Annotated in this window: 27 protein-coding genes and 1 riboswitch; of the genes, 16 read left to right on the top strand and 11 right to left on the bottom strand. The window is 69.0% G+C overall.

Annotated elements, in window-relative coordinates:
- Positions 1–16: 16 nt before the first annotated feature.
- The 3 genes from CQ040_RS13995 to CQ040_RS14005 are packed head-to-tail and all read left to right on the top strand — an operon-like array spanning position 17 to position 3,213.
- Positions 17–1,327, top strand: a complete 1,311-nt coding sequence (locus tag CQ040_RS13995) for a sugar ABC transporter substrate-binding protein (protein ID WP_105527464.1) — start codon at positions 17–19, stop codon at positions 1,325–1,327.
- 3 nt (positions 1,328–1,330) lie between these two features.
- The gene (locus CQ040_RS14000) at positions 1,331–2,296 is read left to right on the top strand and encodes a carbohydrate ABC transporter permease (RefSeq protein ID WP_105527463.1); all 966 of its coding nucleotides are present in this window, start codon (positions 1,331–1,333) and stop codon (positions 2,294–2,296) included.
- Positions 2,293–3,213 (top strand): carbohydrate ABC transporter permease, encoded by a 921-nt coding sequence (locus CQ040_RS14005; RefSeq protein ID WP_219844722.1) that lies wholly within the window; start codon positions 2,293–2,295, stop codon positions 3,211–3,213. Before CQ040_RS14000 ends, CQ040_RS14005 begins: the two co-directional genes overlap by 4 nt.
- 69 nt (positions 3,214–3,282) lie before the next feature.
- On the opposite strand, the gene CQ040_RS14010 is transcribed toward CQ040_RS14005, so the two are convergent.
- The 3 genes from CQ040_RS14010 to CQ040_RS14020 are packed head-to-tail and all read right to left on the bottom strand — an operon-like array spanning position 3,283 to position 6,354.
- Positions 3,283–4,296 (bottom strand): aldo/keto reductase family protein, encoded by a 1,014-nt coding sequence (locus tag CQ040_RS14010; RefSeq protein WP_028500799.1) that lies wholly within the window; start codon positions 4,294–4,296, stop codon positions 3,283–3,285.
- A gap of 53 nt (positions 4,297–4,349) precedes the next feature.
- Positions 4,350–4,844 carry a hypothetical protein gene (locus CQ040_RS14015; RefSeq protein WP_105527462.1) on the bottom strand — a complete coding sequence of 165 codons (495 nt, stop codon included), beginning with the start codon at positions 4,842–4,844 and terminating at the stop codon, positions 4,350–4,352.
- Between the two features lie 10 nt (positions 4,845–4,854).
- Positions 4,855–6,354, bottom strand: a complete 1,500-nt coding sequence (locus CQ040_RS14020; RefSeq protein ID WP_258131410.1) for a PLP-dependent aminotransferase family protein — start codon at positions 6,352–6,354, stop codon at positions 4,855–4,857.
- 19 nt (positions 6,355–6,373) lie between these two features.
- On the opposite strand from CQ040_RS14020, the gene CQ040_RS14025 reads away from it, so the two are divergent.
- Positions 6,374–6,712, top strand: a complete 339-nt coding sequence (locus tag CQ040_RS14025; RefSeq protein WP_105527460.1) for a hypothetical protein — start codon at positions 6,374–6,376, stop codon at positions 6,710–6,712.
- Here CQ040_RS14025 and CQ040_RS14035 read toward each other — a convergent pair.
- Together CQ040_RS14035 and CQ040_RS14040 are read right to left on the bottom strand one after the other, a co-directional pair.
- Positions 6,700–8,265 (bottom strand): DUF4407 domain-containing protein, encoded by a 1,566-nt coding sequence (locus CQ040_RS14035; protein ID WP_258131411.1) that lies wholly within the window; start codon positions 8,263–8,265, stop codon positions 6,700–6,702. The genes CQ040_RS14025 and CQ040_RS14035 overlap by 13 nt on opposite strands.
- Before the next feature lie 84 nt (positions 8,266–8,349).
- Positions 8,350–8,922, bottom strand: coding sequence for a TetR/AcrR family transcriptional regulator (locus CQ040_RS14040; RefSeq protein WP_105527478.1), 573 nt, complete (start codon positions 8,920–8,922; stop codon positions 8,350–8,352).
- Between the two features lie 66 nt (positions 8,923–8,988).
- Here CQ040_RS14040 and CQ040_RS14045 point away from each other — a divergent pair, with 66 nt between their 5' ends.
- The gene (locus tag CQ040_RS14045) at positions 8,989–9,633 is read left to right on the top strand and encodes an NAD(P)H-dependent oxidoreductase (protein WP_105527459.1); all 645 of its coding nucleotides are present in this window, start codon (positions 8,989–8,991) and stop codon (positions 9,631–9,633) included.
- On the opposite strand, the gene rlmN is transcribed toward CQ040_RS14045, so the two are convergent.
- A complete protein-coding gene (rlmN, locus tag CQ040_RS14050) occupies positions 9,582–10,883 on the bottom strand; it encodes a 23S rRNA (adenine(2503)-C(2))-methyltransferase RlmN (protein ID WP_181156944.1) in 1,302 nt (433 codons plus the stop codon). The genes CQ040_RS14045 and rlmN overlap by 52 nt on opposite strands.
- Before the next feature lie 74 nt (positions 10,884–10,957).
- Between rlmN and CQ040_RS21240 the strand changes: the two genes are divergently transcribed.
- The 4 genes from CQ040_RS21240 (at position 10,958) to CQ040_RS14070 (ending at position 13,737) form a co-directional block, all read left to right on the top strand.
- Complete coding sequence (locus CQ040_RS21240; RefSeq protein WP_374954138.1) at positions 10,958–11,542, top strand: ribosomal protein L7/L12; 585 nt, start codon at positions 10,958–10,960, stop codon at positions 11,540–11,542.
- Between the two features lie 62 nt (positions 11,543–11,604).
- Entirely contained in the window at positions 11,605–12,243 is a 639-nt protein-coding gene (locus CQ040_RS14060) for a bifunctional 4-hydroxy-2-oxoglutarate aldolase/2-dehydro-3-deoxy-phosphogluconate aldolase (RefSeq protein ID WP_105527458.1), read from the top strand.
- Between the two features lie 37 nt (positions 12,244–12,280).
- Positions 12,281–12,991, top strand: a complete 711-nt coding sequence (locus CQ040_RS14065; RefSeq protein ID WP_105527457.1) for an ankyrin repeat domain-containing protein — start codon at positions 12,281–12,283, stop codon at positions 12,989–12,991.
- A complete protein-coding gene (locus CQ040_RS14070; protein WP_105527456.1) occupies positions 12,988–13,737 on the top strand; it encodes a sulfite exporter TauE/SafE family protein in 750 nt (249 codons plus the stop codon). Before CQ040_RS14065 ends, CQ040_RS14070 begins: the two co-directional genes overlap by 4 nt.
- 25 nt (positions 13,738–13,762) lie before the next feature.
- Here CQ040_RS14070 and CQ040_RS14075 read toward each other — a convergent pair whose 3' ends face one another.
- Together CQ040_RS14075 and CQ040_RS14080 are read right to left on the bottom strand one after the other, a co-directional pair.
- Positions 13,763–14,593, bottom strand: a complete 831-nt coding sequence (locus CQ040_RS14075) for an NAD(P)-dependent oxidoreductase (RefSeq protein ID WP_028500808.1) — start codon at positions 14,591–14,593, stop codon at positions 13,763–13,765.
- Between the two features lie 33 nt (positions 14,594–14,626).
- Positions 14,627–15,385, bottom strand: a complete 759-nt coding sequence (locus CQ040_RS14080) for an SDR family NAD(P)-dependent oxidoreductase (RefSeq protein WP_105527455.1) — start codon at positions 15,383–15,385, stop codon at positions 14,627–14,629.
- A gap of 169 nt (positions 15,386–15,554) precedes the next feature.
- Between CQ040_RS14080 and CQ040_RS14085 the strand changes: the two genes are divergently transcribed.
- The 6 genes from CQ040_RS14085 (at position 15,555) to CQ040_RS14110 (ending at position 19,312) form a co-directional block, all read left to right on the top strand.
- Positions 15,555–16,058, top strand: coding sequence for a hypothetical protein (locus tag CQ040_RS14085; RefSeq protein ID WP_146113907.1), 504 nt, complete (start codon positions 15,555–15,557; stop codon positions 16,056–16,058).
- A 233-nt stretch (positions 16,059–16,291) separates the two neighbouring features.
- Positions 16,292–16,726, top strand: a complete 435-nt coding sequence (locus CQ040_RS14090; protein WP_105527453.1) for a hypothetical protein — start codon at positions 16,292–16,294, stop codon at positions 16,724–16,726.
- A complete protein-coding gene (locus CQ040_RS14095) occupies positions 16,716–17,252 on the top strand; it encodes a signal peptidase II (RefSeq protein ID WP_105527452.1) in 537 nt (178 codons plus the stop codon). The genes CQ040_RS14090 and CQ040_RS14095 overlap by 11 nt, the downstream gene beginning before the upstream one ends.
- Complete coding sequence (locus CQ040_RS14100) at positions 17,249–18,202, top strand: cytochrome c oxidase assembly protein (RefSeq protein WP_258131413.1); 954 nt, start codon at positions 17,249–17,251, stop codon at positions 18,200–18,202. Before CQ040_RS14095 ends, CQ040_RS14100 begins: the two co-directional genes overlap by 4 nt.
- Before the next feature lie 37 nt (positions 18,203–18,239).
- Complete coding sequence (locus CQ040_RS14105; RefSeq protein ID WP_105527474.1) at positions 18,240–18,965, top strand: aminoglycoside 3'-phosphotransferase; 726 nt, start codon at positions 18,240–18,242, stop codon at positions 18,963–18,965.
- On the top strand, positions 18,962–19,312 hold the full coding sequence (locus tag CQ040_RS14110) for a CHY zinc finger protein (RefSeq protein ID WP_258131414.1): 351 nt from the start codon (positions 18,962–18,964) through the stop codon (positions 19,310–19,312). The genes CQ040_RS14105 and CQ040_RS14110 overlap by 4 nt, the downstream gene beginning before the upstream one ends.
- Before the next feature lie 6 nt (positions 19,313–19,318).
- Here CQ040_RS14110 and CQ040_RS14115 read toward each other — a convergent pair whose 3' ends face one another.
- The 3 genes from CQ040_RS14115 to CQ040_RS14125 all read right to left on the bottom strand — a co-directional run bounded on the left by CQ040_RS14115 (position 19,319) and on the right by CQ040_RS14125 (position 22,217).
- Positions 19,319–20,098: an energy-coupling factor transporter transmembrane protein EcfT gene (locus tag CQ040_RS14115; protein ID WP_105527451.1), complete on the bottom strand. Its 780-nt coding sequence runs from the start codon at positions 20,096–20,098 to the stop codon at positions 19,319–19,321.
- On the bottom strand, positions 20,095–21,558 hold the full coding sequence (locus tag CQ040_RS14120; RefSeq protein ID WP_105527450.1) for an ABC transporter ATP-binding protein: 1,464 nt from the start codon (positions 21,556–21,558) through the stop codon (positions 20,095–20,097). Before CQ040_RS14120 ends, CQ040_RS14115 begins: the two co-directional genes overlap by 4 nt.
- 2 nt (positions 21,559–21,560) lie before the next feature.
- On the bottom strand, positions 21,561–22,217 hold the full coding sequence (locus tag CQ040_RS14125) for an ECF transporter S component (protein WP_105527449.1): 657 nt from the start codon (positions 22,215–22,217) through the stop codon (positions 21,561–21,563).
- Positions 22,210–22,319: riboswitch (TPP riboswitch) on the bottom strand. (Overlaps the previous gene by 8 nt.)
- A gap of 81 nt (positions 22,320–22,400) precedes the next feature.
- Here CQ040_RS14125 and CQ040_RS14130 point away from each other — a divergent pair.
- Positions 22,401–24,071, top strand: a complete 1,671-nt coding sequence (locus CQ040_RS14130; RefSeq protein ID WP_181156942.1) for a D-alanyl-D-alanine carboxypeptidase family protein — start codon at positions 22,401–22,403, stop codon at positions 24,069–24,071.
- Positions 24,072–24,133 lie beyond the last annotated feature (62 nt).

Genomic DNA, 24,133 nt, shown 5'->3' on the forward strand with positions numbered 1-24,133 from the left:
CACCGAGAGGCACATCGTGAAGAACAAGATCTTGACGACCGCAGCGGGATTCGGCACCGTCGCCGTCCTCGCTCTCACCGGCTGTTCCGCAAGCTCCGGCCCGTCGGCCGACGGCACCGTCACCTTGCAGATGGTCGAGAGCCTGACCAACCCTGCCCGCACCGAGCTCCTGCGCGGGCTGCTCGACGACTTCGAGAAGGCGAACCCGAAGATCACGGTCAACCTCGTCTCACCGCCCACCGAGCAGGCAGATGCGAAGATCCAGCAGATGCTGCAGTCCGGCAAGGGCGTCGACGTACTCGAAGTCCGTGACATCACGGTCGGCCCCTTCGCCAACAACGGCTGGCTGTACGACCTCGCCCCCGACCTCGAGAAGTGGGACGGCTGGGATGCCCTGACCGACAACGCCCAGTCCGCCTCGGTCGCCGCCGACGGCAAGAGCTACTTCGTGCCCTACGGCTTCTACGGGCTGTCGCTGTTCTACCGCACGGACCTCGTGAAGGACGCCGGCTTCGACGGTCCGCCGCACAGCTGGAAAGACCTTCTGGAGCAGGCGAGCAAGATCCAGGACCCGTCGAACAACATCTACGGCTACGCCTTCCGCGGTGGCCAGAACGCCAACAGCAACGTGGTCGCGGCCATCGAGGCGTACACGATCGACGGACTCGACGTCGACGACGCGTTCCTCATGGAAGACGGATCGACGATCTTCGCCGCGCCCGAGGCGCAGGATGCCGTCGACGACTACTTCGACCTGTTCACGGAGGCCTCCCCGCCCTCGGCCGTCTCGTGGGGCTACCCCGAGATGGTCGCCGGCTTCACGAACGGCACCACCGCCTTCCTGCTGCAGGACCCCGAGGTCATCGCGACGGTGCAGGACTCCTCGCTGACGGAAGACCAGTGGGACACCGCTCCGCTGCTCGTCGGCCCTTCGGGCAAGGCTGCGCAGCCGCTCGCCGTCGCCGGCTGGGGCGTCGCTGAGGCCAGCGAGAGCAAGGAGGCGGCCGTCAAGCTGGTCGAGTTCCTCTCATCGGCCGAGCCCGCCACCGAGTTCGCGCAAGCCAACAGCCTGGTGCCGATCATCTCCGCCGCCGCAGACGACGAGTTCTACGCCTCCGGCCCCTGGACGAGCTACGTCACGATGACGGACGACCCGGAGACCTACGTCAACGTGCGCCAGCCGCGCGGGGTCAGCTGGTGGACCGAGTGGATCCAGAAGTCCGACCAGGACGTGCAGAACGTGCTGCTGGGCAACATGTCGACCAGCGACCTGCTGGCCTCGTGGGATGCGTTCTGGACCGAGAAGTACGCCGCGGAAAAGGGCTGACCTGTGGCCCGCACCGCTCTTGAGGGAGGCTCCGTCGGCACTGCTTCGCAGCAGACCGCCGTCGGGGCCTCCCCGGCATCCCCTCGACGCCGCCCGTTCCGAGGCCGCCAGGCATGGACGCTGCTGGCCTTCCTCGCACCGGCGATCGTCTTCGTCTGCTGGTTCACCTACTGGCCGATGCTGCAGGGCGCGCGCATGGCCTTCCACGACTGGAACCTGTGGGACCTCACCTCGACGCCGTTCGTGGGCTTCGACAACTTCCTCGCGGTGTTCCGCGATCCGGCCTTCCCGACAGTGGCGTGGAACTCAGTGCTGTGGGTCGTCGGCTCGCTCGTGCCGCAGCTCGTGATCGGGTTCCTGATCGCGCTGGCCCTGCGCAAGAAGTTCCGCTTCCGCGGGCTCTACCAGGCGCTCGTGTTCTTCCCGTGGGCGGTGTCGGGCTTCCTGATCGGCATGCTGTTCCGTTGGATGTTCAACGCCGAGTTCGGCGTGGTCAACGACCTGCTCATGAAGGCGGGGCTGATCGACGCACCGCTGCCCTGGCTGGCCGATCCGAAGCTCGCGATGTTCGCGGTGATCGTCGCGAACGTCTGGTACGGAGTGACGTTCTTCGCGATCATGATCCTCGCAGCCCTGCAGTCGGTGCCCGACGAGATGCTGGAGGCTGCGAGCCTCGACGGCGCGGGCAAGTTCCGGCAGCTGTTCTCGATCATCATCCCGTACATCTCGATGACGCTGCTGCTGACGATCCTGCTGCGGGTGATCTGGATCTTCAACTTCCCCGACATCATCTACGCGATGACCAACGGCGGCCCCGCCAACCAGACGCACATCATCACGACCTGGATGATCAACTACACCCAGCAGGGCAACTACGGCTTCGCGAGCGCGATCGGCCTCATCGTGATGGCCGTCCTGTTCGTGTTCTGCGCGTTCTACCTGATGGCGATGCGGAGAGTGCAGCGATGACCATGACAGACACCTCCCGGACGGGGTCCTCGATCACCGAGACCCGGCGCATCACCGTGCCGGATCCGGCATCCGCACCACGCCCGAAGCCCCGCGTCACGATCGGCGGCGTCGTCCGCGTCGTGGGTCTCGGGCTCTGGCTCGTGATCACGCTGTTCCCGCTGTATTGGATCGCGCTCACGTCGATCAAGTCGCCGGGCACGATCAACCGCTTCCCGATCGAGTACTGGCCGAGCGAGCCGTCGCTCGAGAATTACATCAGCCTGTTCCAGAAGAGCTCGTTCGGCGTCTTCCTCGGCAACTCCGCCCTGGTCGCCGTCGTCGGCGGGGCGGTGGCGACGCTCATCGCCCTGCTGAGCGCCTACGTGCTCGCCCGGTTCGAGTTCCGCGGAAAGGGAGCGGTCCTGATCGCATTCCTGCTCACGCAGATGATTCCGGCGTTCATCGCGCTCGGTCCGCTGTACTCGATGATGACCGACCTCGGTCTGGTCGACACCAAGCCAGGACTCATCCTCGTCTACATCGCGATCTGCATCCCGTTCTCGACGGTCATGCTCCGCGGCTTCTTCGAGAACGTGCCGGACGCGCTCGAAGAGGCGGCGATGATCGACGGATGCTCACGCCTCGGCGCCCTGTTCCGGGTGCTCGTGCCGGTGATGACCCCCTGCATCATCGCGGCGTTCATCTTCAACTTCGTGAACTGCTGGAACGAGCTGTTCCTGTCGGTCGTGCTCATGAACACCGATGCGAACCGCACCGTGCCCTCGGCGCTGAACGGCTTCATCTCGACGTTCAACGTCGACTGGGGTTCGATGAGCGCCGCAGCCGTCCTGACGATCCTGCCGACCATGGCGATGTTCGCACTCGCGAGCCGCTGGATCGTGCAGGGCCTGACCGCCGGCGCCGTCAAGGAGTAGCCCTCGGATCTCGCAAATGGCCCCATCTGCCAGGCGGATGGGGCCATTTGCGCGATTCGAACCTGTGGTTCAGACCAGACGGGACTTCGGCGAGGTCGAGTACGTCGCCTCGGCGTCGCGGTTGACCGTGTCGCCCAGGGCCGTGTCGATCGCGGCGAGGGTGTCGGCGTCGAGCTTCACTCCAGAGGCCTTGACGGTCTCGGCGAGCTGCTCCGGACGGGAGGCCCCGACCAGGGCCGCCGCCACGTTCGGATTCTGCAGAACCCACGCGATCGCGAGCTGCGGCATCGAGAGCCCGGCCTGCTCGGCGATGGGCTTCAGGCGCTGGACGGCGGTGAGGATGTCGTCCTGCAGGAAGCTCTTGATGAAGTCGGCGCCGCTGTGCGGGTCGGTCGCGCGCGAGCCCTCGGGCACCGGCTGACCGGGCAGGTACTTGCCGCTGAGCACGCCTTGCGCCATCGGCGACCAGACGATCTGCGAGATGCCGAGCTCTTCAGAGGCCGGCACGACCTTGCCCTCGATCACACGCCACAGCATCGAGTACTGCGGCTGGTTCGAGATGAGCTGGATACCGAGCTGCTTGGCGAGAGCGTGCCCCTCGCGCAGCTGCTCGGCCGTCCACTCGGAGACGCCGATGTAGAGCGCCTTGCCCTGACGGACGACGTCGGCGAACGCCTGGAACGTCTCCTCCAGCGGGGTCTCGTAGTCGAAGCGGTGCGCCTGGTACAGGTCGACGTAGTCGGTGCCGAGGCGGGTGAGCGAGCCGTTGATCGACTCGAAGATGTGCTTGCGGCTCAGGCCGGTGTCGTTCGGCCCCTTCGGACCGGTCGGGAAGTAGACCTTCGTGAAGATCTCCAGCCCCTCGCGGCGCTGACCCTCCAGTGCCTTGCCGAGCACGACCTCAGCCGCCGTGTTGGCGTAGGTGTCCGCTGTGTCGAACGTGGTGATTCCGGCATCCAGTGCGGCATGCACGGTCTTGACGGCGGCGTCGTCGCCGACCTGCGAGGCGTGGGTGACCCAGTTGCCGTAGGTGATCTCCGAGACCTTGAGACCGCTGTTGCCGAGATAGCGATAGTTGACCATGGATCAACGCTACTGGCTGCCCACTATGACAGGGCCGGATGCGGCGGACGGCGTCAGGCGACGGCGCGGGCAGGGCGCTGACGCACCGCGGACATGATGCCCACGACGACGAGTGCGACCCCGTAGAGCGCGCTCACGGCGTAGAGCGGCACGGCCCAGGGTGAGTAGTCGCCACCGCTGATCCCGAATGCGTCGGCGAGCCCCATTCCGGCGCCGAACGAGGCAGCGAAGTAGCCGATCGTACCGAGCATCAGCAGCACCAGGAAGCCGATCGTCGGCACCAGAGGATGCGCGCCCGTGCCGATCGAGACCACGGCGAGCACCACGGCAAAGACCACGCCGATGCCGAGGATGAAGAACATCGCGCCCTCGCTGAGATTCTCCCCCGCGTTCGCCATCTCGGACCCGATCTCGTCGAGCGTGAGGCCGGGGGCCGCGGCGAGCGGGTTCAGCACGAGGATCTGCACCGCCGCCAACGCCGCATAGGCCGTGACGGCGAGCACGCCGGCGATCGAGATCCACAGGGTCCGACGCTGCATCCGTGTCATGCGGGTCATCCTAGGAACGCATCCCGAGATTCTCCCGATACTCACGCCAGGCCGCACCGAGCCGGCGGATGCCTTCGGTGAGCACATCGTCGGGCGCGGTGAAGGGGATGCGGATGTGGTCGTCGGGCGAGGTAGCGACGGCGAAGGCCGCACTCCCGGCGATCGAGACACCGTGGGCGGCGGCGACGCGGGCGAGCGCGGCCGCAGACCCCGCCGGCAGCGCGACCCACAGCGACAGCCCGCCGCGGGGAGGGTCGACGGTCCACTCGGGCAGGTGTTCGGCCATCAGGCTCTGCAGCAGCCTCAGTCGCTCCTGGTGGATGCGGCTGTTGGCCCTTCGGAGGTCGTCGGCGCGGGCGATCAGGTCGAGGGCGAGCAGCTGCCCCGGCACACTCGTGGACTGGTCGGCGAGCTGCCGCGCACCGCGCAGACGTCGCACGAGCACGGGGTCGGCGCGCAGCCAGCCGATCCGCAGCCCCGCCCACACCCACTTCGACACCGACTCGACCACGATGACGGGGGCATCGGCGCGCTCGGCCGCGAGCGTGGGCGGCACCACCCCGTCGAACGAGATGCCGGCGAGCACGCGGTCCTCGATCACCGGCACGCCATACTGCGCGGCGAGCTCTGCGATGCGATGCCGCGCGGCGGCGGGCAGGCGCGACCCCGTCGGGTTCTGGTGGTGCGGGTTGAGTGCGACGAGCACGGGTCGCAGTCGCGCGAGTGCCTGCTCGAGCGCAACGACATCGAGGCCGTCGTCGCCCATCGGGATGCCGTGCACCGTGCCGCCGCGCAGGCCGACCGAATCGGTGACTCCCGGCCAGGTGATCTCTTCGGCGAGCACGATGTCACCGGGGCCCACGAGCGCGTTGACCACGAGACTGATCGCCTGTTGCGCGCCATGCGTGACGAGGATCTGCTCGGGCGTGGTCGGCGTCCCCTCCGCGGTGTACATGTCGGCGATGAGGGTCCGCAGTGCAGGGAGGCCTGCGGGATCGGTCTCGGGCAGCAGGGCGAGGTCGAGTCGCGGTTTGTGATCGCGGATGAGTTGCACCCCGAGTTCGGAGATCTGCGGCACGGTGCGCAGCAGATCGATCGCATTGGGCAGGGCGGAGAACAGTGCTTCGCCGCGTCCCGGTCGCTGGGCAGGCACGGAGGTTGCCACGGCACCGGCGATACGCGTGCCACTCCCCTGCCGCCGATCCACCAGGCCACGTTCGGCGAGGTCCGCGTATGCGGCGACGACCGTTCCGCGCGACACCGAGCCTGCAGCGGCGAGCGCCCGCTCGGCCGGCAGCCGGTCGCCCGAACGCAGCTCGCCGCTCCCGATCAGCGCTTCGATGCCTCGCGCGAGCCGAGTGGCGAGCGTGCCGTCGCCATGCGTCCAGCGACCGAGTCGCGCCGAGAGCGCATCCGATGACACCTCGCCGCCGCGCACGAGGGACCGAGAGGCATCCGGGGCCGATCCGTGGTCCAGTGGCCGCTCATTGGCCCTGTCATCCGCGCTCATGAGACCTGATTCTGGACCAATGGACACACCATTGACCACCCTCGCCTCCGATCTTGAGCCAATTGATCCGAATTGGACCATAGCCGAGCTCGTCGAGTGGCTCAGTGACGACGCGCGTCAGCACGATCCGGCACTGCAGCAGCCGCTGGCCCTGATCGAGGCGGCCCTCACCGGATCCGCATGGTCGCGCTCACCGTCGACGGTCGCACTGATCCGCTCGCTGACTCTGGCGGCCCCGCATCGTCCCGGCTCCGTGATCGCCGACGTGCTGCTTCCGGTCGCAGTTCCTGCCGCTCATCGCGTGAGCGGACGGCAGCAACTGCGACCGGAAGGAATGCCGCAGCGTCAGGTCGCCTGAGCGGAAGACGCCGCAGCCGACGTCGTGGCAGCCGACGTCGTGGCAGCCGACGTCGTGGCAGCCGACGTCGTCGGCGATGGGGTCGACGGCGTCGAGACGACGATGTCCGCGCGGTCGCGGAAACCCTCGGCCGTCACCCTGTCCAGCGCGACCTGCTTGCGGATCGCGGCGGCCTTCTCGTACAGGCTCGGATCGCCGTAGCTCGTGAGCACCTTCACCAGCACCGGCAGCAGCTCGATCATGAAGAACAGCGCGGCGATCAGGATGTGCGCCCACAGGATCGAGGGCTCCTTCTCGCTCAGCCGGTTCAGTCCGCTGATCTGGCTGAGCAGTCCGACAGCTCCCGCATTGCCCTGCGCCACGGCATCCGCTCGCGCGTTGTACGCGGCGAGCGCCTGGTCGTAGGAGTCACGGGCGGTCGGCAACTGCGAGTTCGCCTGCTCGCGGTTCTGCGTCTCGGAGGACGAGGTGTTCTCCTTGGCGGCAGTGCCGGCGGCGGCGAGCTCCTCGTTCGCCGTGCGCAGCTGCGCGGCGAGCGCGTCGTAGGTCTGCTGGGCCTCGGCGAGCTGTGCCTTCGCGGCGTCCGAACTGGCTCCCTGGCCGTTGACGCCGGTGCAGCCGGGAACCGTGCCGGCACCCTCACCGGTGAGTTCGCACTGGTACAGCACGCGCGCCTGGTCGATCACGGCCTGCTGGGCGGTCATCTTCGCCGTCACGTCGTCGACCGTGGCCTGGGCTGCCGACTCGGTCGCCGATGAGGAATCGGTGCCGGCCACGATGCCTGTCGCCGCCTGGTTCTCGAGCGCTGCGACCTTGGCGGTCGCTGCGTCCAGCGCGATCTTCTCCGGTCCCGTCTCCAAGGCCTCCTGATCGGACTGCGACTGCGAGATGTTGGTGGAGGCGACCTCGCGGGCGATGTCGTTGTGGAAGATCTGCAGGACCAGCGGCTCGGCGACGACGAAGCCGATGATCGCTGCCATGATCACACGCGGGATCGCGAGGCCGATGAGGCGCCACACGTTCCTGGTCGAGCTCATGGTGGAGGTGAGGAAGCGGTCGAGGTTGAAGATGATGAGCGCCCACACGAGCGCCAGCGGCACGGCCAGCCACATGGCCGCCTGCACACCGGTGGTGAGGGCGAAGAGCATCGAGATCGCCGAGACGAGCGCGGTGCCGGCGAGCACGAAGAACATCTGGACGAAGCGCGGGGTCTCGCCGGGGACGCGGTCGAGGATCTCGCCTTCCGCTCCTCCGAGGATCGCCAGGGTCCGTGCGCGCGAGCCGCGAGTGCGCGGTTCGCGCTTCTTGCGGGGCTTGCGGACGCGCGGCTGACGCGGAGGCTTCGCGGGGGCGGGGTCATCCGCGATCGCATCGGCGATCGGGGTCGCCTCGGCGGGGGCTGTGACGGGCGCCTCTCGGGTGGCGTCGTCGGTGCCGGAGGGCTCGTACTCGCGCAGAAAGTCGAGGTCATCCGTGACGGCGTCGGGTTCGCTGTCGAGGATGATCCGACCCTGCGAGTCGTAGCGACCCGGCCTGTGGGCGGAATAGGGCATCCCGACAATCTACGAAACTTCGCCTGTGCATCGCGTGGAAGAGTCCTTTGAGCGACTCACAGGTTCCCGCAGATCCAGGAGAATTCAGTCTCCCGGGAGCAGCCGATCGAGTGCTGCGGCGTAGGCGGAAAGACCGTCGTCGAGTGTGAAGTGGCCGGCTGCGGCGAGCGTGCCGAGGCCGTGGATCAGCCCCCAGAGCGCCACCACATCGGACGGACGGTCAAGGCCCACCGCGGCCGCCCCCTCGGCGAGCACGGCCTCGAGCCCATCGATCAGGGGTGCCATCGTCGCTGTCGGTGATCCGGGGACGCAGACCGTCGGGTCGTAGACGGCATCGAACGCGTGCGGGTGCTCGACGGCGAAGCGGATGTACGCCGAGCCGCCGTCGGTGAGTGCTGCCCGCGGGGGCGAGGCCTTCTCGGCAGCGGCGCGGACCTGCCCGAGGAGGTCGGCCATGCTGCGCTCGGCGATCGCCTTGAGGAGTCCGAGCCGGTCGGAGAAGTGGTGGTACGGGGCGTTGTGGCTGACGTTCGCGGCCCGTGCGACCTCGCGCAGGCTGATCTCCGCCGCGGGCATGCGCTCCAGCAGCTGCATGGCGGCATCTTCCAGGGCACGGGCGAGATCGCCGTGGTGGTAGCCATCCTTCGAACTTGACATGAGCAACATCATCTCCTATCTTGACAGTGTCCACCAGCTTGACACTGTCCAGATAGGAACAACGCCATGACTGCTCTCGTGATCGACGGCCACCCCGACGCCCGCTCCCTGACCGCCGCGCTCGCCCAGCGCTATGCCACAGGACACGGCGACGCCCGCGTGCTCGCGCTGCGTGACCTCGACTTCGACCCCAACCTGCGCTTCGGCTACCGAGAGCGCATGACGCTGGAGCCCGACCTCGTCGAGGCGAAGCTCGCGCTGCAGAGCGCCGACACGGTCGTCATCGCGACGCCGCTGTGGTGGGGGTCGGTCCCCGCCATGCTCAAGGGCTTCTTCGACCGCGCTCTGCTGCCGCAGCAGGAGTACCGCTACACGAAGCTCGGCCTCGTCGAGGGGCTGCTGCCTGCGCGCAACGGCCGCCTGCTCCTGCTCGCGGACACACCCTGGTACTTCGTGCCGTTCACGGGGCTCCCCGCGCAGACCCACGTCGCCCGAGGGACGATGCGCTTCTGCGGGATCCGCTCGGTGCGCACGCATCGCATGCTCGGCGTGAAGGACGCGAGCAGTGCCACCATCACGCGATGGCTCGACCGCGCCGAACGTCTCGGCGCCGCAGACGGACGCCGCACGGGTGCGCCTCAGACCATCGCGTCTGCGCCTCAGGCCATCGCGGCGGAGGCAGCCTCGTCTTCGGTGGTGGCGACGAGCTGACCGCAGGCGCCGTCGATCTCCTTGCCGCGGGTGTCGCGGAGGGTCGTCGGGATGCCGGCGTCGTTGAGGCGACGCACGAACTCGTTCGTGACGTCTTTCTCGGATGCGGTCCAGATCGAGCCGGGCGTCGGGTTCAGCGGGATCGGGTTCACGTGCACCCACCCGCGACCGCGCTCGTTGAGCTTGTCGGCCAGCAGGTCGGCACGCCAGCCGTGGTCGTTCATGTCCTTGATCAGCGCGTACTCGATCGAGACACGGCGACCGGTCTTCTCGTAGTAGTAGCGGGCGGCGTCGAGCGCCTCGTCGACCTTCCACCGCGAGTTCACCGGGATGAGCTCGTCGCGCAGGTGGTCGTCCGGTGCGTGCAGCGACAGCGCGAAGGTGACGGGGATGCCCTCGTCGGCCAGCTTCTTGATCGCGGGCACCAGGCCGACCGTCGACACGGTGATGCCACGGGCACTCATGCCGAGGCCGTCGGGCTGCGGGGCGACCATCGAGCGCACCGCATCCATGACGCGCTTGTAGTTGGCGAGCGGCTCACCCATCCCCATGAAGACGATGTTCGAGACGCGCTCCATGCTGTGGTCGTCGGCCTTCTTGCCGCCGAGGCCGCCCTCGGCGATCAGACGGTTGGCGCGCACGATCTGCTCGATGATCTCGGCGGTCGACATGTTGCGGGTCAGCCCCGCCTGTCCGGTCGCGCAGAACGGGCAGTTCATGCCGCAGCCGGCCTGGCTCGACACGCACAGCGTGATGCGGCCGGGGTAGCGCATGAGGACCGACTCGACCAGCGCGCCGTCATGCAGGCGCCACAGGAACTTGATCGTGTCGCCCTTGTCGGTCTCGAGGCGTCGCACCTCGGTGAGCAGCGGCGGCAGCATCCCGCCGACGAGCTGCTCCCGGGTGTCTGCCGGGAGGTCGGTCATGTGCTCGGGGTCTGACGTGTAGTGGCGGAAGTAGTGCGTCGAAAGCTGCTTCGCGCGGAAGCCGGGAAGCCCGAGCTCCTTCACCTTCTCGATACGCTCGGCCGGGGTGAGGTCGGCCAGGTGCACCGGCGGCTTGCCGCGCTTGGGGCTCGCGAACTGCAGGAGCGGACGCCCCTCGGCATCCTTCTGCTGGGTCCAGCCCTCGGTCGCAGGGCGCACCTGTGGCTTCTTGGTCTCGCGGACCTTGCCCTGGGCGGGCCGACCCTGCGGAGCGGACGCGGATGCTGCGGGGCGCGTCTCGCGCGTGCGGGGAGTCTCGGTCATACCCTCCAGGGTACGCGGTGACGGATGGGAACGCCCTGGGGCGCGGGACGCTGCTCCCGTAGACTGCCCCCACGATGGATGGATGGGACAGTCTCCCGTGGCTTTTCCTGGGGTTCCTCCTCTTCATCGTCGGCATCATCGTCGGCGGAATCTGGATCATCGTGATCGCTGTGCGCAACACCCGGCCCCAGCCGCCCGCGCCGCAGGCCTTCATCGCTGCGCCGACGACTTCGCGTTCCGCTCCCGCGTACTCGTCACTCGCCGCCGCCTCGGGCCTCACTCCTGCCGTGATCGCCGAGATCGACCGGCTCGTCGCAGCCGGGCAGAAGATCCATGCCATCAAGCTGTACCGCGACCACTCCGGCACAGGACTCAAAGAGGCGAAGGACCGCATCGACCACTGGTCGGTGAGCACCACGGCCCCCCACACCGCAGCCGTGTCGAACACCACCGCCACGCACTCCTCGATCACCCCGACGGCGGCGACCCCGTCGTCGGTCCGCGCCCAGCTGCCTGCGTCGGCGGCGTCCGACATCGACAGGCTGGTCGCCGGCGGCGCCAAGATCGCCGCGATCAAGGCGCTCCGTGAGCACACCGGACTCGGGCTCAAGGAGTCGAAGGACCTGATCGAGGCCTGGCCGCACAGCCACGCATCCTGACCAACTTGTCATTACAGGCTGCGCCCGGAAGAATGGACGAGCCCGCCCGATGAAGGAGCCCCATGCCCGACCGTCTCGACCGCGCCCGCACCACCGGCATCCTCGCCGTCCTCCGCGCCCCCTCCCCTGAACTGGCGCTCGAGGCGTCGGAGGCGATCATCCGCGGCGGTGTCACCGGGATCGAAGTGACCTTCTCCACTCCCGACGCACCGGCCGTGATCCGCGAGCTCATCGCCCGCCACGGCGATGCCGCCTACATCGGCGCCGGCACCGTGACGACGGCAGCACAGGCGGCACAGGCAGCCGATGCGGGAGCCGAATTCCTCGTCAGCCCCGGCACCCTCCCCCACCTCACCCGCACCATGCTCGACACCGGCCGCGTCGTGATGACCGGCGCGATGACCCCGACCGAGGTCATGGGCGCGCTCGAGCTCGGCGTCGACGTCGTCAAGATCTTCCCGGCATCCCTCGGCGGCCCGTCATACCTCGGCGCCCTGCGCGGACCGTTCCCCGATGCGCCTCTGATGCCGACGGGCGGCGTGAGCCCCGACAACCTGGCGGCCTGGTTCGCGGCCGGTGCGGTGGCGGTCGGCGCCGGCGGAGACCTCGCGAACGGCGCATCGATCAAGGCATCCGACTGGGCGGACCTCGCGCAGCGCGCCGCCCGGTTCGCCGCCGCGCTCGCAGCTACTCGGGCCTGACGGCCCTGCGCCCGGCATCATTTGGTATACCGGATGCATGGGTGCACGACGAATGCTGGCCATCGGCGCGATCACGATCACGCTGCTGACCGCGACGGGCTGCACAGCCGGGCCGGATCCGTCGACTCCGGATCCGCACCCGCCGACTCAGGAGGCCACCATGACCGTCGCCACTCGTGATCTGCTCGCCGCAGCTGCGACCGGAGACGCCGCTGCCGTGCAGGCGGCGCTCGATGCCGGCGCAGAGATCGAGGCGCGAGGATCCGAGGGCATGACCGCGCTGATCGCGGCGACCAAGGCGAATCACGTCGATGCGGCGCGGACTCTCATCGCGGCCGGCGCTGACGTGAATGCGAAGGACGACATCCAGGACTCCGCGTACCTGTACGCGGGCGCTCGCGGGCACGATGAGATTCTCATCCTCACGCTCGAGAACGGCGCCGACCTGACCAGCACGAACCGCTTCGGCGGCACCGCTCTGATCCCGGCATCCGAGCGTGGGCTTCTCGCCACCGTCGAGATCCTGCTCGAGGCCGGAGTCGACCCCGACCACGTGAACGACCTGAACTGGACGGCACTGCACGAGGCGATCGTGCTCGGCGACGGGTCGGACGTGTATGTCGATGTGGTGCGCGCACTCATCGACGGCGGAGCGAGCATCGACATCCCCGACGGCGACGGCGTGCTCCCGGTCGACCTCGCCGCGAGCCGCGGTTACGACGCGATCGTCGCCGAGCTCGAACGGTGATCGTCCTCGAGCCCTGGGCATGGGCGGCCCTCGCCGTGGCCGCGGTGACGATCGGCATCTCGAAGACGGCACTGCCCGGCGGCAGCATCCTGGCGATCGCACTGTTCGCGGCGGTCCTGCCGGCGCGCACCTCGACCGCGGCGACCCTGCTGCTCCTGATGGTCGGCGATCTGTTCGCGCTTTTCGCCTACCGCCGTCACGCCCATTGGCCCACGCTGCTGCGGCTCGCCCCCGCTGTCATCGCCGGCCTCCTGGTCGGGTTCGCCTTCCTGGCGCTCGCCGGCGACGGAGTGGTCCGTCGCGCGATCGGCGTGATCCTGCTGCTGATGATCGCCGTGACGCTCTGGCGACGGTGGCGGCAGAGCAGGGCGGATACCGTGGCCCCGGCCTCCGGTGGACTCCTGCTCGCGGGCGCCTACGGCACGCTCGGCGGGTTCACCACCATGGTCGCGAACGCCGGCGGTCCGGTCATGTCGATGTACTTCCTGGCCACCCGCACCCCGGTGCAGGTCTTCCTCGGCACGTCCGCGTGGTTCTTCGCCATCATCAACGTGATCAAGGTGCCGTTCCTCGCAGGCCTCGGGCTGTTCCAGACTCCCGTGCTGCTGATGGATGCCGTGCTCGCCCCACTCGTGGTGGTCGGCGCGCTCGCCGGACTCCAGGTCGCCCGACGCATGAATCAGCGCGTGTTCGACCGCATCGTGATCGCTCTCACGATCGTCGGCGCGGTCTACCTGCTCATCTGACCAGCCTTCGCCCTGGCCGACACCCTCAGTCGAGGAAGATGTCGGGGAAGAGCGCGCTGTCGGGGGTGCCGGGGATCGCGGCGTAGCCGGAGAAGTCGGTCACGCCGTCGGCTTCGAGCACGTCCTCGACGATGAGCGTCTGGCCCGTGTATGACGCTGCGGGCTTGAGGAGCACGGCATACGCGGCGTCCGCGTAGATGTCGGGCGTGCGGCTCGCCGCCATGACCTTGTCTCCACCGAGGAGGTTCTGCACCGCCGCGGTCGCGATCGTGGTGCGCGGCCAGAGCGTGTTGGCCGCGATCCCGTCGCGCGCGAACTCCGCCGCAAGGCCGAGGGTCGCCATCGTCATGCCGAACTTCGCGAGCGTGTATCCGGTGTGCGCGCCGAGCCACTTCGGCGTCGGGTTGAGCGGCGGCGAGAGTGAGAGGATGTGCGGGTTCTCGGCATCCTTCAGGATGGGCACGGCCGCGCGAGAGAGCATGAACGTGCCGCGCACGTTCACGTCCTGCATCAGGTCGTACTTCTTGGCGTTCAGGTCGAGCGAGCGCGAGAGATCGATGACGCTGGCGTTGTTGATCACGATGTCGATCCCGCCGAACTCGCCCTGCGTCTTCATGACCGCTTCGGTGATGTCATCGTCGTCGCGCACATCGCCCACGATCGGCAGCGCGTTCCCGCCGGCAGCGCGGATCTGCTCGGCGGCGGTGTGGATCGTGCCCTCGAGCTTCGGATGCGGGGTGTCGGTCTTCGCGAGCATCGCGATGTTCGCACCGTCGGCTGCTGCCCGCAGCGCGATCGCGAGGCCGATGCCACGGCTGCCGCCCGACATCAGGATGGTCTTGCCTGCAAGAGACATGGGTTCTCCTTGGTTCTCAGCCGGAACGGCGGGTTATCTCGGGGCCATGCGGATCGCGCCGTCGAGGCGGATGGTCTCGCCGTTGAGGTAGCCGTTCTCGACGATCTGCTGCACGAGGGCGGCGTACTCATCGGGACGACCGAGGCGCGACGGGAACGGAACCTGCTGACCCAGGGAGTCCTGCGCGGCCTGCGGGAGCCCCATCAGCATCGGGGTCTCCATGATGCCGGGAGCGATCGTGCAGACCCGGATGCCGTAGCGGGCGAGCTCGCGCGCCACCGGGAGGGTCATGGCGTGCACGCCGCCCTTGGACGCGGAGTACGCGGGCTGGCCGATCTGGCCGTCGAATGCGGCGACGCTGGCGGTGTTGACGATGACGCCGCGCTCTTCGTCATGGGGCTCGTTCTTGGCGATCACGGCAGAAGCCTGCGAGATGACGTTGAACGTACCGACGAGGTTGATGCGGATCACGCGCTCGAAGTCGGAGAGCACGGCCGGATTGCCCTCGCGGTCGAGCACCTTCGCGGGCGGTGCGATGCCCGCGCAGTTCACGACGACGCGCAGAGGGGCGGCCGACTGCGCGGCGGCGACGGCGGCCTGCACCTCGTCGGCGCTCGTGACGTCGGCGGCGACGAACAGTCCGCCGAGCTCGTCGGCGACTTCAGCACCCTTCGACGATGCGAGGTCGATGATCGTGACGTGGGCGCCGGCGGCGACGAGTCGGCGCGCTGTGGCGAGTCCGAGGCCCGAGGCCCCACCGGTGATGAGTGCACCCTGTCCGCTGATCTGCATCTGATGTTCTCCTTCGAACGTCGTCGTGCGACATGCATTGATGGAACGCAGTATCAGCCTACGTGGTTCCTGGTTCCACCACGACTCTGAGCGACTGCGTCGAGACCGAGCCTAGTTCCCGTCTCCCGCTCGAAGGAACGCGATAAGTCGTGGGAGTAGGATCCGGAGAATGCGCCGCTCGCCCGGGATCCACCGATCCACGGCGTCTGTCGACCGGCCGGTGATAATGCGCCTCATTACCACTGCAAGCCTGGCACTCCTGCTCCTCTTCGCCCTCACGGCGACCGCCCACGGCGATGCCGGGGAGAACGGAGCGGCCCCCTCGCTCGCCGCCGCGTCCATCGAAGCGTTCGACGACGCCGTCGCCGTGGGCGACGCTGCCGCGGTGGACAGCACTGCCGCGGTGGAGAACGCTGCCGCGGTGGACCAGGACCAGACACCGGCCGCGCTTCCGGCCACCGGGATGAGCGCCCTCGCCGGCGCCGCAGTCTGCATTCTCGGGGTGCTGTGCGGCCTCGCCGCGATGCTCCTGCTGTCCCGCGTGCTCCGGCGCCCCGGACAGCTCTCGACCCTCCGGGAGAAGCCGCACGCGCGGCCCTCAGCGCCGGCTTCTCCCGTGCACCCCCGCGTGACCGCGATCTCGCTGATCCAGCTCGGCCTCTCCCGAACCTGATCGTCGACGCGCCGTCATCAGGACGACGCCTTCCGCCGGCATCGCGCGGCTCCTCGGCTTCCTGCGTCGAGTGCGCACGCCCCGGCATCCGGATCGCGCCCGCTCCCACCGGGAATCACGCGACCCCTGCGTGACGGCATCCGACGCCACGCCCGTGCTCACCCCCTCGAAGGAGACCCCATGAAACGCACATCGAACGACGGCGAACCGCTCGCTCCCGACAGGCCGGGACGGTGAGCCGGCCGGTCGGCACCACCTCTCGGCATCCGGTCCGCACGACGATCGCTGTGGCGGTTCTCAGTGCCCTGATCATGTTCATCGGTGCGGAGTCGGCAGCCGCCGGCGAGCAGCGCGGTGCCGTCGACGCCCCGGGAGCGGATCTTCGCTCAGCGAGTTCGACGCCGAGCCGCACGGCGACGCCCGATCCCGCTCCGACCCCGACTTCCACTCCGACCCCGACTCCCACCTCCCGCACCACGCATGAACAGCAGAACGGCGAACAGGGGGTGCAGCGCACCGATCTCGGCTTCCTCGGCGTCGCCTTCCTCTTCGGGATCGGTTTCCTCCTCGCTGCCGGCGCGCTCGGTGTTCTCCTCTCAGGGCGCGCGCGGCGTCGGCGCGACCGTGCGGAGGCCGCTGCAAGAGAAGAGCGTTCCGATGTTGCGTGAGAACAGTCCCCGGTATGGGATCGCCTTCGTCGTCGCCGGCATCATCGTGCTCATCGACCAGGCGAGCAAGGCCGCCGCGATCGCAGGACTCAGCCGGACGGAGCGGATACCCCTCCTGGGCGATGCGCTCGGCCTGCAGCTCGCCTTCAACCCCGGCGCGATCCTGTCGCTCGGGTCAGGGGCGACCTGGTTGCTGACCGTGGTGGGGGTGGGTGCGGTGGTGGCACTGTTCGTCGCCGCGACCCGCGCCCGCACGAAGGGTCGGGCCTGGGGGCTGGGCTTCATCCTCGGTGGTGCCATCGGGAACGTGCTGGACCGTCTGCTCGCACCTCCCGGATTCGGTCGCGGTCACGTCACCGACTTCCTCGCCTACGGGAACTGGTTCATCGGGAACCTCGCCGATGTCGCGCTCGCGATCGGAGGCGTCATCCTCGTCGTCGGGCTCTTGATCGACCAGCGGGCGGCAGCACGGACTGCGCAGGACATCGACCGGCCCGACGGCTCGCGGGAGGACGCGACCGGATGAACGACTGGATGCCCGATGCGCCGCCGACCTTCTCGGACTTCCTCACACCGGCCTTCCTCACTCCGGCCGCGGGACCGTTCCCCCTCCTGCCCCTGGTCGCGGCAGTACTGGCGGTCGCCTATCTGGCCGGGGCGACGCGGTTGTGGCGGCAGCACCGTCGGTGGCCCGTCTGGCGAACCGTCGTCTTCCTCCTGGGCTGCGTCGCGCTCGCGGCCACCACGGGCCTCGGGGTCGAGGTCTATGGCTATGCGCTGATGTCGGTGTTCATGTTCCAGCAGCTCACCCTCATGATCGCGATCCCGCCGCTGCTGGTGCTCGGCTCACCGGGAACGCTCCTCCTGCGGGCAGTGCCGCACCGCGGGGCGGGTGCCGTCGTCCTGCGTGCCGCCCACGCCGGCCTACGCAGCCGGATCGCCCGGTGGCTGCTGAGCCCGTGGATCGCGCTGCCGGTGTACCTGATCGCGTTCTACGGGCTGTACCTGGCCGGTCTCGCCGATCGGGTGCTCGCAGCGCCCGGAGGCCACCTCGCCCTGGAGGTCGGGTTCCTCGTCGTCGGCATCCTCTTCGCGATCCCCGTGCTGAGCTCCGACCCGCTTCCGGTGCGCCTCGGCCACGGCGGGCGGGCCCTGGACGTCTTCGCGGAAGCCGCCCTGCACGCGTTCTTCGGTGTCTTCCTGATGATGGCGACCACCATGCTCGTCGACTACTTCGTCGCACCGACTCTGGCACTCGGGATGGATCCGCTCGAAGACCAGCAGCTGGCCGGTGGGCTGGCGTGGTCATACGGCGAAGCCCCGACCCTGCTGATGCTCGTCTACGTCATGCATCGCTGGTTCCGTGATGACACGGCCCGCGCCGCCGCCGCCGATCGCTATGCGGATGCCCACGGCACGAGCGAGCTCGACGCCTACAACGCGTATCTGCGCAACCTGCGTGACGAGAGCCGATGACGAGGTCCACGACGATCCCGTCGGGCAGGATGGACGGATGACCATCCCCTCCGCCTCCCTCGACGTGCCGACGCGGGTTCGCGAACTCGCCGGCGGTGCCGCACTCGTACCGGTCTGGCTCAACGGGATCGGCGGACTCACGTTCCGCACCGACGACGGCCGGTACATCAAGTGGGGCCCGCTCGACGACGAGGCGAACATGCGCGACGAAGCCGAGCGCATGAGGTGGGCACGAACATGGCTCCCCGTGCCGGAGGTGCTCGAGCAGGGCCAGGACGACACGCACGACTGGCTCGTCACGGTCGCGATCGATGCGAGCAGCGCCGTCGACCCTCGCTGGGCCGAGCAGCCGGAGACCGCGGTACGGGCGGTGGGCGCGGGCCTTCGAGCACTGCACGACGCCCTGCCGGTGGCCGAGTGCCCGTGGGAGTGGAGCACGCAGTGGCGGATCGCCAACGCCGTCGACCGCGGCACGGTCGTGCCGGAAGAGCTGCACCAGGCACCGCCGATCGACCGGCTGGTGGTGTGCCACGGCGACGCGTGCATGCCGAACACGCTTCTCGACGCCGATGGGCGCCCTGCCGCTTTCGTCGACCTCGCCGCTCTCGGAGTCGCCGACCGCTGGGCCGACATCGCGGTGGCGTCGATGAGCACTCTGTGGAACTTCGGCACCGGGTGGGAGGACACGCTCATCGAGGCCTACGGCGTCGAACCCGACCGCGAACGACTCGAGTACTACCGGAGACTCTGGAACGAGACGTGAGCGTCTCTCCCCCGTCTCCCGGTCGCCCCCCGGTGTTCGGCGCCGTCGTCGACGACATGACCCGGTGCGCGCACTACCGGGGCCCGACCGACATCATCGCGATCCGGTTCGCCTGCTGCGGCGACCACTACCCGTGCCACCTCTGCCACGAGGAGTCGGCGGGGCACCCGGCTGCGCAGTGGGCGCCGGATCAACACGATACGCAGGCGATCCTCTGCGGTGCGTGCGGGCACGAGCTCACGATCGCGGAGTACTTCGCGGTGACGGCCTGCCCGCGGTGCGCTGCGCTGTTCAACGAGCGGTGCGCACTGCACCGGGACCACTACTTCCAGCCGAACCCGGGCTAGCGCGAGCTAGCTCCAGACGAAGCGGAACGTGCCGAGGAGAACCGCGGCGGCGAGCGCGAGCGCCATGATCGCGATGCCGCCGATCAGCGCCACCGCATCGCGCGGATGCAGTCGTGACCGACGCGACCAGGTGCGGGGGATGCCGGATCCGAAGCCCCGCGCTTCCATCGCGAGTGCCAGCTTGGATCCGCGCCGCACCGCGAACACGAGCAGCACGAAGGCCATCGAGAAGAATCTCCGCAGCACCCCCCGGTCTCCCACGCCCCGTGCACGACGGGCCAGGCTCATGGTGCGCCAGTCGTCGAGGAACAGGCCCAGCATCCGCGTGCCGGCGAGGATGCCGAGCACGAAGCGGCTCGGGAGCTTCGCGACCTGTGCCAGCGCATCGGCGAGCTCGGTCGGGTCGGTGCCGCCGAAGAGCAGGATCGTGGGAAGGCCGAGCGCGATCACCCGCAGGCTCACGGCGATCGCGAGCGTGATGGAGTCGTCACTGATGGTCGCGAAGCCGAACGTCCAGTAGATGTGCCCAGCCGGCTCGGCATAGAGCAGCATGCTCACGCCGGCGATCGGTGCGAAGATAGCGATCGGCAGCAGCCGCTTGAGCACCGTCGACAGACGCAGCCCGGTCAACGGCAGGCAGAGCAGTTGCAGAACGATCGCGGCGAGCGCGCTGGTGATGTCGATGGACGCGAACAGCGGCACCGACAGCAGCACCGCGAGCACCAGCTTCGTGACCGGGTTCACGCCGTCGAGCCACACCCGCCGCGCGGTCTCGGTCGTCGTCACGATGCCGCCCCCAGCTCGATCCCCAGTTCGATGCAATGACCGCCCAGGTGCCGGATCACGGCGTCGTCGTGCGTGACCGCGATGATCGACCGGCCTCGCGCGATCTCCTCCTGCAGCAGGGCGACGAGCGAGATCCACCCGCGACGGTCCTGTCCGAACGTCGGTTCGTCGAGCACGATCACCTCGGGCGCTCCCGCCAGCACGGTCGCGACCGACAGCCGCCGCTTCTGCCCTCCGGAAAGGGTGAACGGGTTGGCGAGTGCGAGAGGGGCGAGGCCGAGGCGCTCGAGCAGCTCGTCGACGACGGCATCCGTCTTCACACGGTCCCAGCCGAGCGCCCGGGGGCCGACGGCGAGCTCGTCGCGCAGCGTCTGGGCGAGGAACTGATGCTCCGGCTCCTGGAACACCATGCCGATCCGGGTGAGCAGCTCGCGCGAGGTCCAGCGGATGGGACGCGTGCCCTTGCGCCCGGCGAGCTCAGGCGCAGACCGCACCTCACCTGACTGTTCCGGGATGAGCCCGGCGAGGGTCAGCGCGAGCGTCGACTTGCCCGCCCCGTTCGGCCCCGTGATCACGGTCGCGTTCGCCCGCGGCACCCGCAGGTCGAGTCCCGCCTGCACCACGACGCCCGGCTCCCTGGCGATCGCGAGAGCGGAGGCGGTGAGCGCGTCGGGCGCCGGCACCTGCTCCAGCACGGGAAGGCCGATGTCGCGGTCGGGCACCCACACTCCGGCGTCGGCGAGCACGTCGCCGTGGACGGCGAACACCTGATCCGGCGCGCCGTCGGCCAGCAGCCCGCCGTCGGCCCCGAGCACGATCACCCGGGTCATCAGATCGACCCAGATCGGCGTGCGGTGCTCGACGACGATCAACGTCGCACCGGTGGAGGTGACCGCACGTTCGACACTCGCCCGCACCTCCCCGACGCCCTCGGGGTCGAGGTTGGCCGTGGGCTCATCGAGCAGCAGCAGTCCCGGGCGCATCGCGAGGACGCCGGCCAGCACCAGTCGCTGCTTCTGTCCGCCCGAGAGCGCCTTCGTGGGGCGCTGCAGCGGAACATCGAGCCCGACGGCGTCGAGGGCCTCGGCGACGCGGCCGGGGATCTCGGATGCCGCGACGCCCAGGTTCTCGCAGCCGAAGGCGACATCGTCGCCCACCTTCGACAGCACGATGCCGGCATCCGGATCCTGCAGGACGAGTCCCACCTGACCGTGCCGCGATTCGGGGGCCGCACCGTCGATGCGCAGCGACCCCGTCCGCTCACCCTCATCGTCGTCGCCCAGCACACCGGCGAGACCGGCGAGCAGCGTCGACTTCCCCGCGCCGGACGCACCGAGCAGCAGCACGCGCTCACCGGGTTCGATCGTGAACGAGACGTCAGCGACGGCGGGGCGCTTTCGACCGGCGTACCGCCAGCCCCAGCCCGCAGCCTGCACGCGGGCCGGGGAGGCGAAGGTCACGCTCAGACCTCGCGCACGTGCTCTCGCCCGACGGCGAAGCGGTTGAGTGCACCGGTGACGGCGAGGGCGCGCACGAGCAGCCAGCCGACCACGCCCGCCAGGATCGCGCCGGAGACGACCACGCTGACCAGGTAGATCGTGTTGAACTCGACCGACTTCAGGATGTTGGGCGAGCTGCCGTAGAACAGCTCGAACACCCAGGCGGCGACCGCGGCTCCGACTCCGGCCAGCGCGGCGACCGCGATCCCGAAACGACGGTAGAAGAACAGGGCGAAGATGATCTCCGCGCCGAGGCCCTGCACGATGCCCGACAGCACGGTCGAGATGCCCCACACGTTGCCGATCAGCATCGACACGATCGCGGCGACCAGCTCGACGACCAGCGCGGCACCCGGCTTGCGGATCACGAGGCCACCGACCACGCCGCCGAGCAGCCAGATGCCGACGGCGATGCCGCCGAGGCCGGGCGTCAGAGCGTCTGCTGCGCCGAACCAGGCGTAGCCGATCGTGTTCCAGCCCCAGAACACGAGACCGATCGCGACGCCGAGAACCGCGGCGACGACGATGTCGACGACGCGCCAGCGCCAGATCGATGTGCGGTGAATGCCCGTCGCGGCGGCGGATGCCTGCTGCGCGGATGTGGACGTAGGCGTACTCATCTGAACTCCTCCCTGCGCTGGCATTACCCAGATCAGGTTCGACGGTCGAAGCGCGATTCGCTCCCTCTCAGCCCGGCTCGCCGGACTCCCGTGGTTGTGCTGATGATCCTACCGCCGGCGACACCCGCACGGCGACAAGGCCATGCGCCGCGGAACTCGCCCGGGATTGGGTACCGTAAACGAGTGACCGCAACAGACCCCGCCGACGAGGCGACGGGCGTCGTCAGCGACGACGGCCCGGCGACCGCCGCCCCCTCCGGACCTGTCGATGCTGCGACAGGCGGTTCGGTGCTGACGGCCGAGCAGACGTCGACGCGCGCGCTCGCACCGGAGTCCGTGATCGAGCCGGAATCGGTGATCGCACCCGAGCCGGTGACCGCGCCGGAGCCGGTGACGCCCGCTCTGACCAAGCCACCGTTCATCCCGAAGGAGCGCATCGTCCAGGACGCCCCTGACGAAGCGAGCGCTCTCCTGGATCCGGCCTCACCCCGATGGGCGGATGACTCGACCACTGCCACCGCTCTGACGTGGGTCGATACTGCAACGGTCGCCACGCATACCGGCACTGCGACTCTCGACGAGACGCCCGAGAGCGAGAAGGCGCCGGGACTGATGGGCGGGGCACGCCTTCGCCCCGCGATCGCCCGCCCGGGGGTCCTCGTGCCGCTCGGCACGCTCGTCGGACTCATCGCCGTCTACGCCGGCACGACGCTGCTCTGGCCACTCCACGAGGTGCCGCCGACGGTGCAGTCCGTCGAGATCGCGACCGCCCCCGCTCCCGCAGCCACCGTCACCTGGCCGGCACAGGGCGCGGGAGCCGTCGGCATCGCCGGGCTGAGCACCGCCGCATCGGTCCCCGACCCCGTGAGCATCGCGAGCATCACGAAGGTCGTGAGCGCTCTGATGGTGCTCGACCGGATGCCGCTCGCGCTCGGCGAGCAGGGTCCCGAGTTCTCGTTCACCCGCGCCGACAGCGTGAAGTACTGGGACTACCGGCGCAGCGACCAGTCCGCTCTCGATGTGCCGATCGGCGGGGTGCTGACGGAGTACCAGCTGCTGCAGGGCACGCTCATGGGCTCGGCCAACAACTACATCGACCGCCTGGCTTCCGAGATCTGGGGCTCCGAGAGGGAGTTCGCGACGGCCGCAGAAGTCTGGCTGCGCGAACGTGGTCTCACGGGAATCACGGTGGTGACCCCCTCGGGCTTCGACGAGCGCAACGTCTCCACTCCCGAGGCCCTGGTCGCGCTCGGCGAGCGGGCGATGCAGAATCCGGTGTTCGCCGAGATCGTCGGCACCAAGTCCGTCGACCTTCCGGGCGCCGGCACCGTGGTCAACACGAACGGGATGCTCGCCGACCCGGGCGTCGTCGGCATCAAGACCGGCACCCTCGTCGGCTGGAACCTGCTCACCGCGAAGGATGTGACCGTCGGGGACACGACCGTGCATCTCTTCGCCGCGGCCCTGAACCAAGACGACAACGAGCAGCGGCTCACCCTCACTCGTTCCCTGTTCGCTGAGACGGAAGCGGCGTTGGAGGCTCAGGATCCGGCGGTCGCCAAGAGTACGGTCGTCGGCCAGGTCACGACGCTCTGGGGCGACGAAGTCGACATCATCACCGAGGCCGATGCCGATGTGGTGCTGTGGAACGGCGCCACCGCCACGGCGACCGCGGCGTTCGACCTCGGTGACGAGCGCGCGCAGGACGGCACCGTCGGCACGCTCACCGCTGCCGGTCCGCTCAACACCGCGACGATCCCGTTGGTTCTGGCGGAAGACGTCGAGGGGCCGAGCCCCTGGTGGCGTCTGACCCACCCGCTGGAATTGCTCGGCATCACCGCCGAACGCTCCTGACGCACCTCGCTGGGCACCGGCGAGCACGGCGCTGCGGCGCCCGATCTCGCTCCCGACACGGC

This window comes from Microbacterium sp. MYb54 (genome assembly GCF_002979515.1).
In the GTDB taxonomy this organism is placed as follows: domain Bacteria; phylum Actinomycetota; class Actinomycetes; order Actinomycetales; family Microbacteriaceae; genus Microbacterium.

Coding starts and splice junctions, on each gene's coding strand:
- CQ040_RS14015 (WP_105527462.1), bottom strand. CDS start 4,844: ATGACACGGATGCAGCGTCGGACCCTGTGGATCTCGATCGCCGGCGTG.
- CQ040_RS14100 (WP_258131413.1), top strand. CDS start 17,249: ATGAACGACTGGATGCCCGATGCGCCGCCGACCTTCTCGGACTTCCTC.
- rlmN (WP_181156944.1), bottom strand. CDS start 10,883: ATGACCGAGACTCCCCGCACGCGCGAGACGCGCCCCGCAGCATCCGCG.
- CQ040_RS14105 (WP_105527474.1), top strand. CDS start 18,240: ATGACCATCCCCTCCGCCTCCCTCGACGTGCCGACGCGGGTTCGCGAA.
- CQ040_RS14095 (WP_105527452.1), top strand. CDS start 16,716: ATGTTGCGTGAGAACAGTCCCCGGTATGGGATCGCCTTCGTCGTCGCC.
- CQ040_RS14045 (WP_105527459.1), top strand. CDS start 8,989: ATGACTGCTCTCGTGATCGACGGCCACCCCGACGCCCGCTCCCTGACC.
- CQ040_RS14005 (WP_219844722.1), top strand. CDS start 2,293: ATGACCATGACAGACACCTCCCGGACGGGGTCCTCGATCACCGAGACC.
- CQ040_RS14060 (WP_105527458.1), top strand. CDS start 11,605: ATGCCCGACCGTCTCGACCGCGCCCGCACCACCGGCATCCTCGCCGTC.
- CQ040_RS14080 (WP_105527455.1), bottom strand. CDS start 15,385: ATGCAGATCAGCGGACAGGGTGCACTCATCACCGGTGGGGCCTCGGGC.
- CQ040_RS14035 (WP_258131411.1), bottom strand. CDS start 8,265: ATGCCCTATTCCGCCCACAGGCCGGGTCGCTACGACTCGCAGGGTCGG.
- CQ040_RS14065 (WP_105527457.1), top strand. CDS start 12,281: ATGGGTGCACGACGAATGCTGGCCATCGGCGCGATCACGATCACGCTG.
- CQ040_RS14025 (WP_105527460.1), top strand. CDS start 6,374: ATGGACACACCATTGACCACCCTCGCCTCCGATCTTGAGCCAATTGAT.
- CQ040_RS14040 (WP_105527478.1), bottom strand. CDS start 8,922: ATGTCAAGTTCGAAGGATGGCTACCACCACGGCGATCTCGCCCGTGCC.
- CQ040_RS14020 (WP_258131410.1), bottom strand. CDS start 6,354: ATGAGCGCGGATGACAGGGCCAATGAGCGGCCACTGGACCACGGATCG.
- CQ040_RS14125 (WP_105527449.1), bottom strand. CDS start 22,217: ATGAGTACGCCTACGTCCACATCCGCGCAGCAGGCATCCGCCGCCGCG.
- CQ040_RS14010 (WP_028500799.1), bottom strand. CDS start 4,296: ATGGTCAACTATCGCTATCTCGGCAACAGCGGTCTCAAGGTCTCGGAG.
- CQ040_RS14075 (WP_028500808.1), bottom strand. CDS start 14,593: ATGTCTCTTGCAGGCAAGACCATCCTGATGTCGGGCGGCAGCCGTGGC.
- CQ040_RS14085 (WP_146113907.1), top strand. CDS start 15,555: ATGCGCCGCTCGCCCGGGATCCACCGATCCACGGCGTCTGTCGACCGG.
- CQ040_RS21240 (WP_374954138.1), top strand. CDS start 10,958: ATGGATGGATGGGACAGTCTCCCGTGGCTTTTCCTGGGGTTCCTCCTC.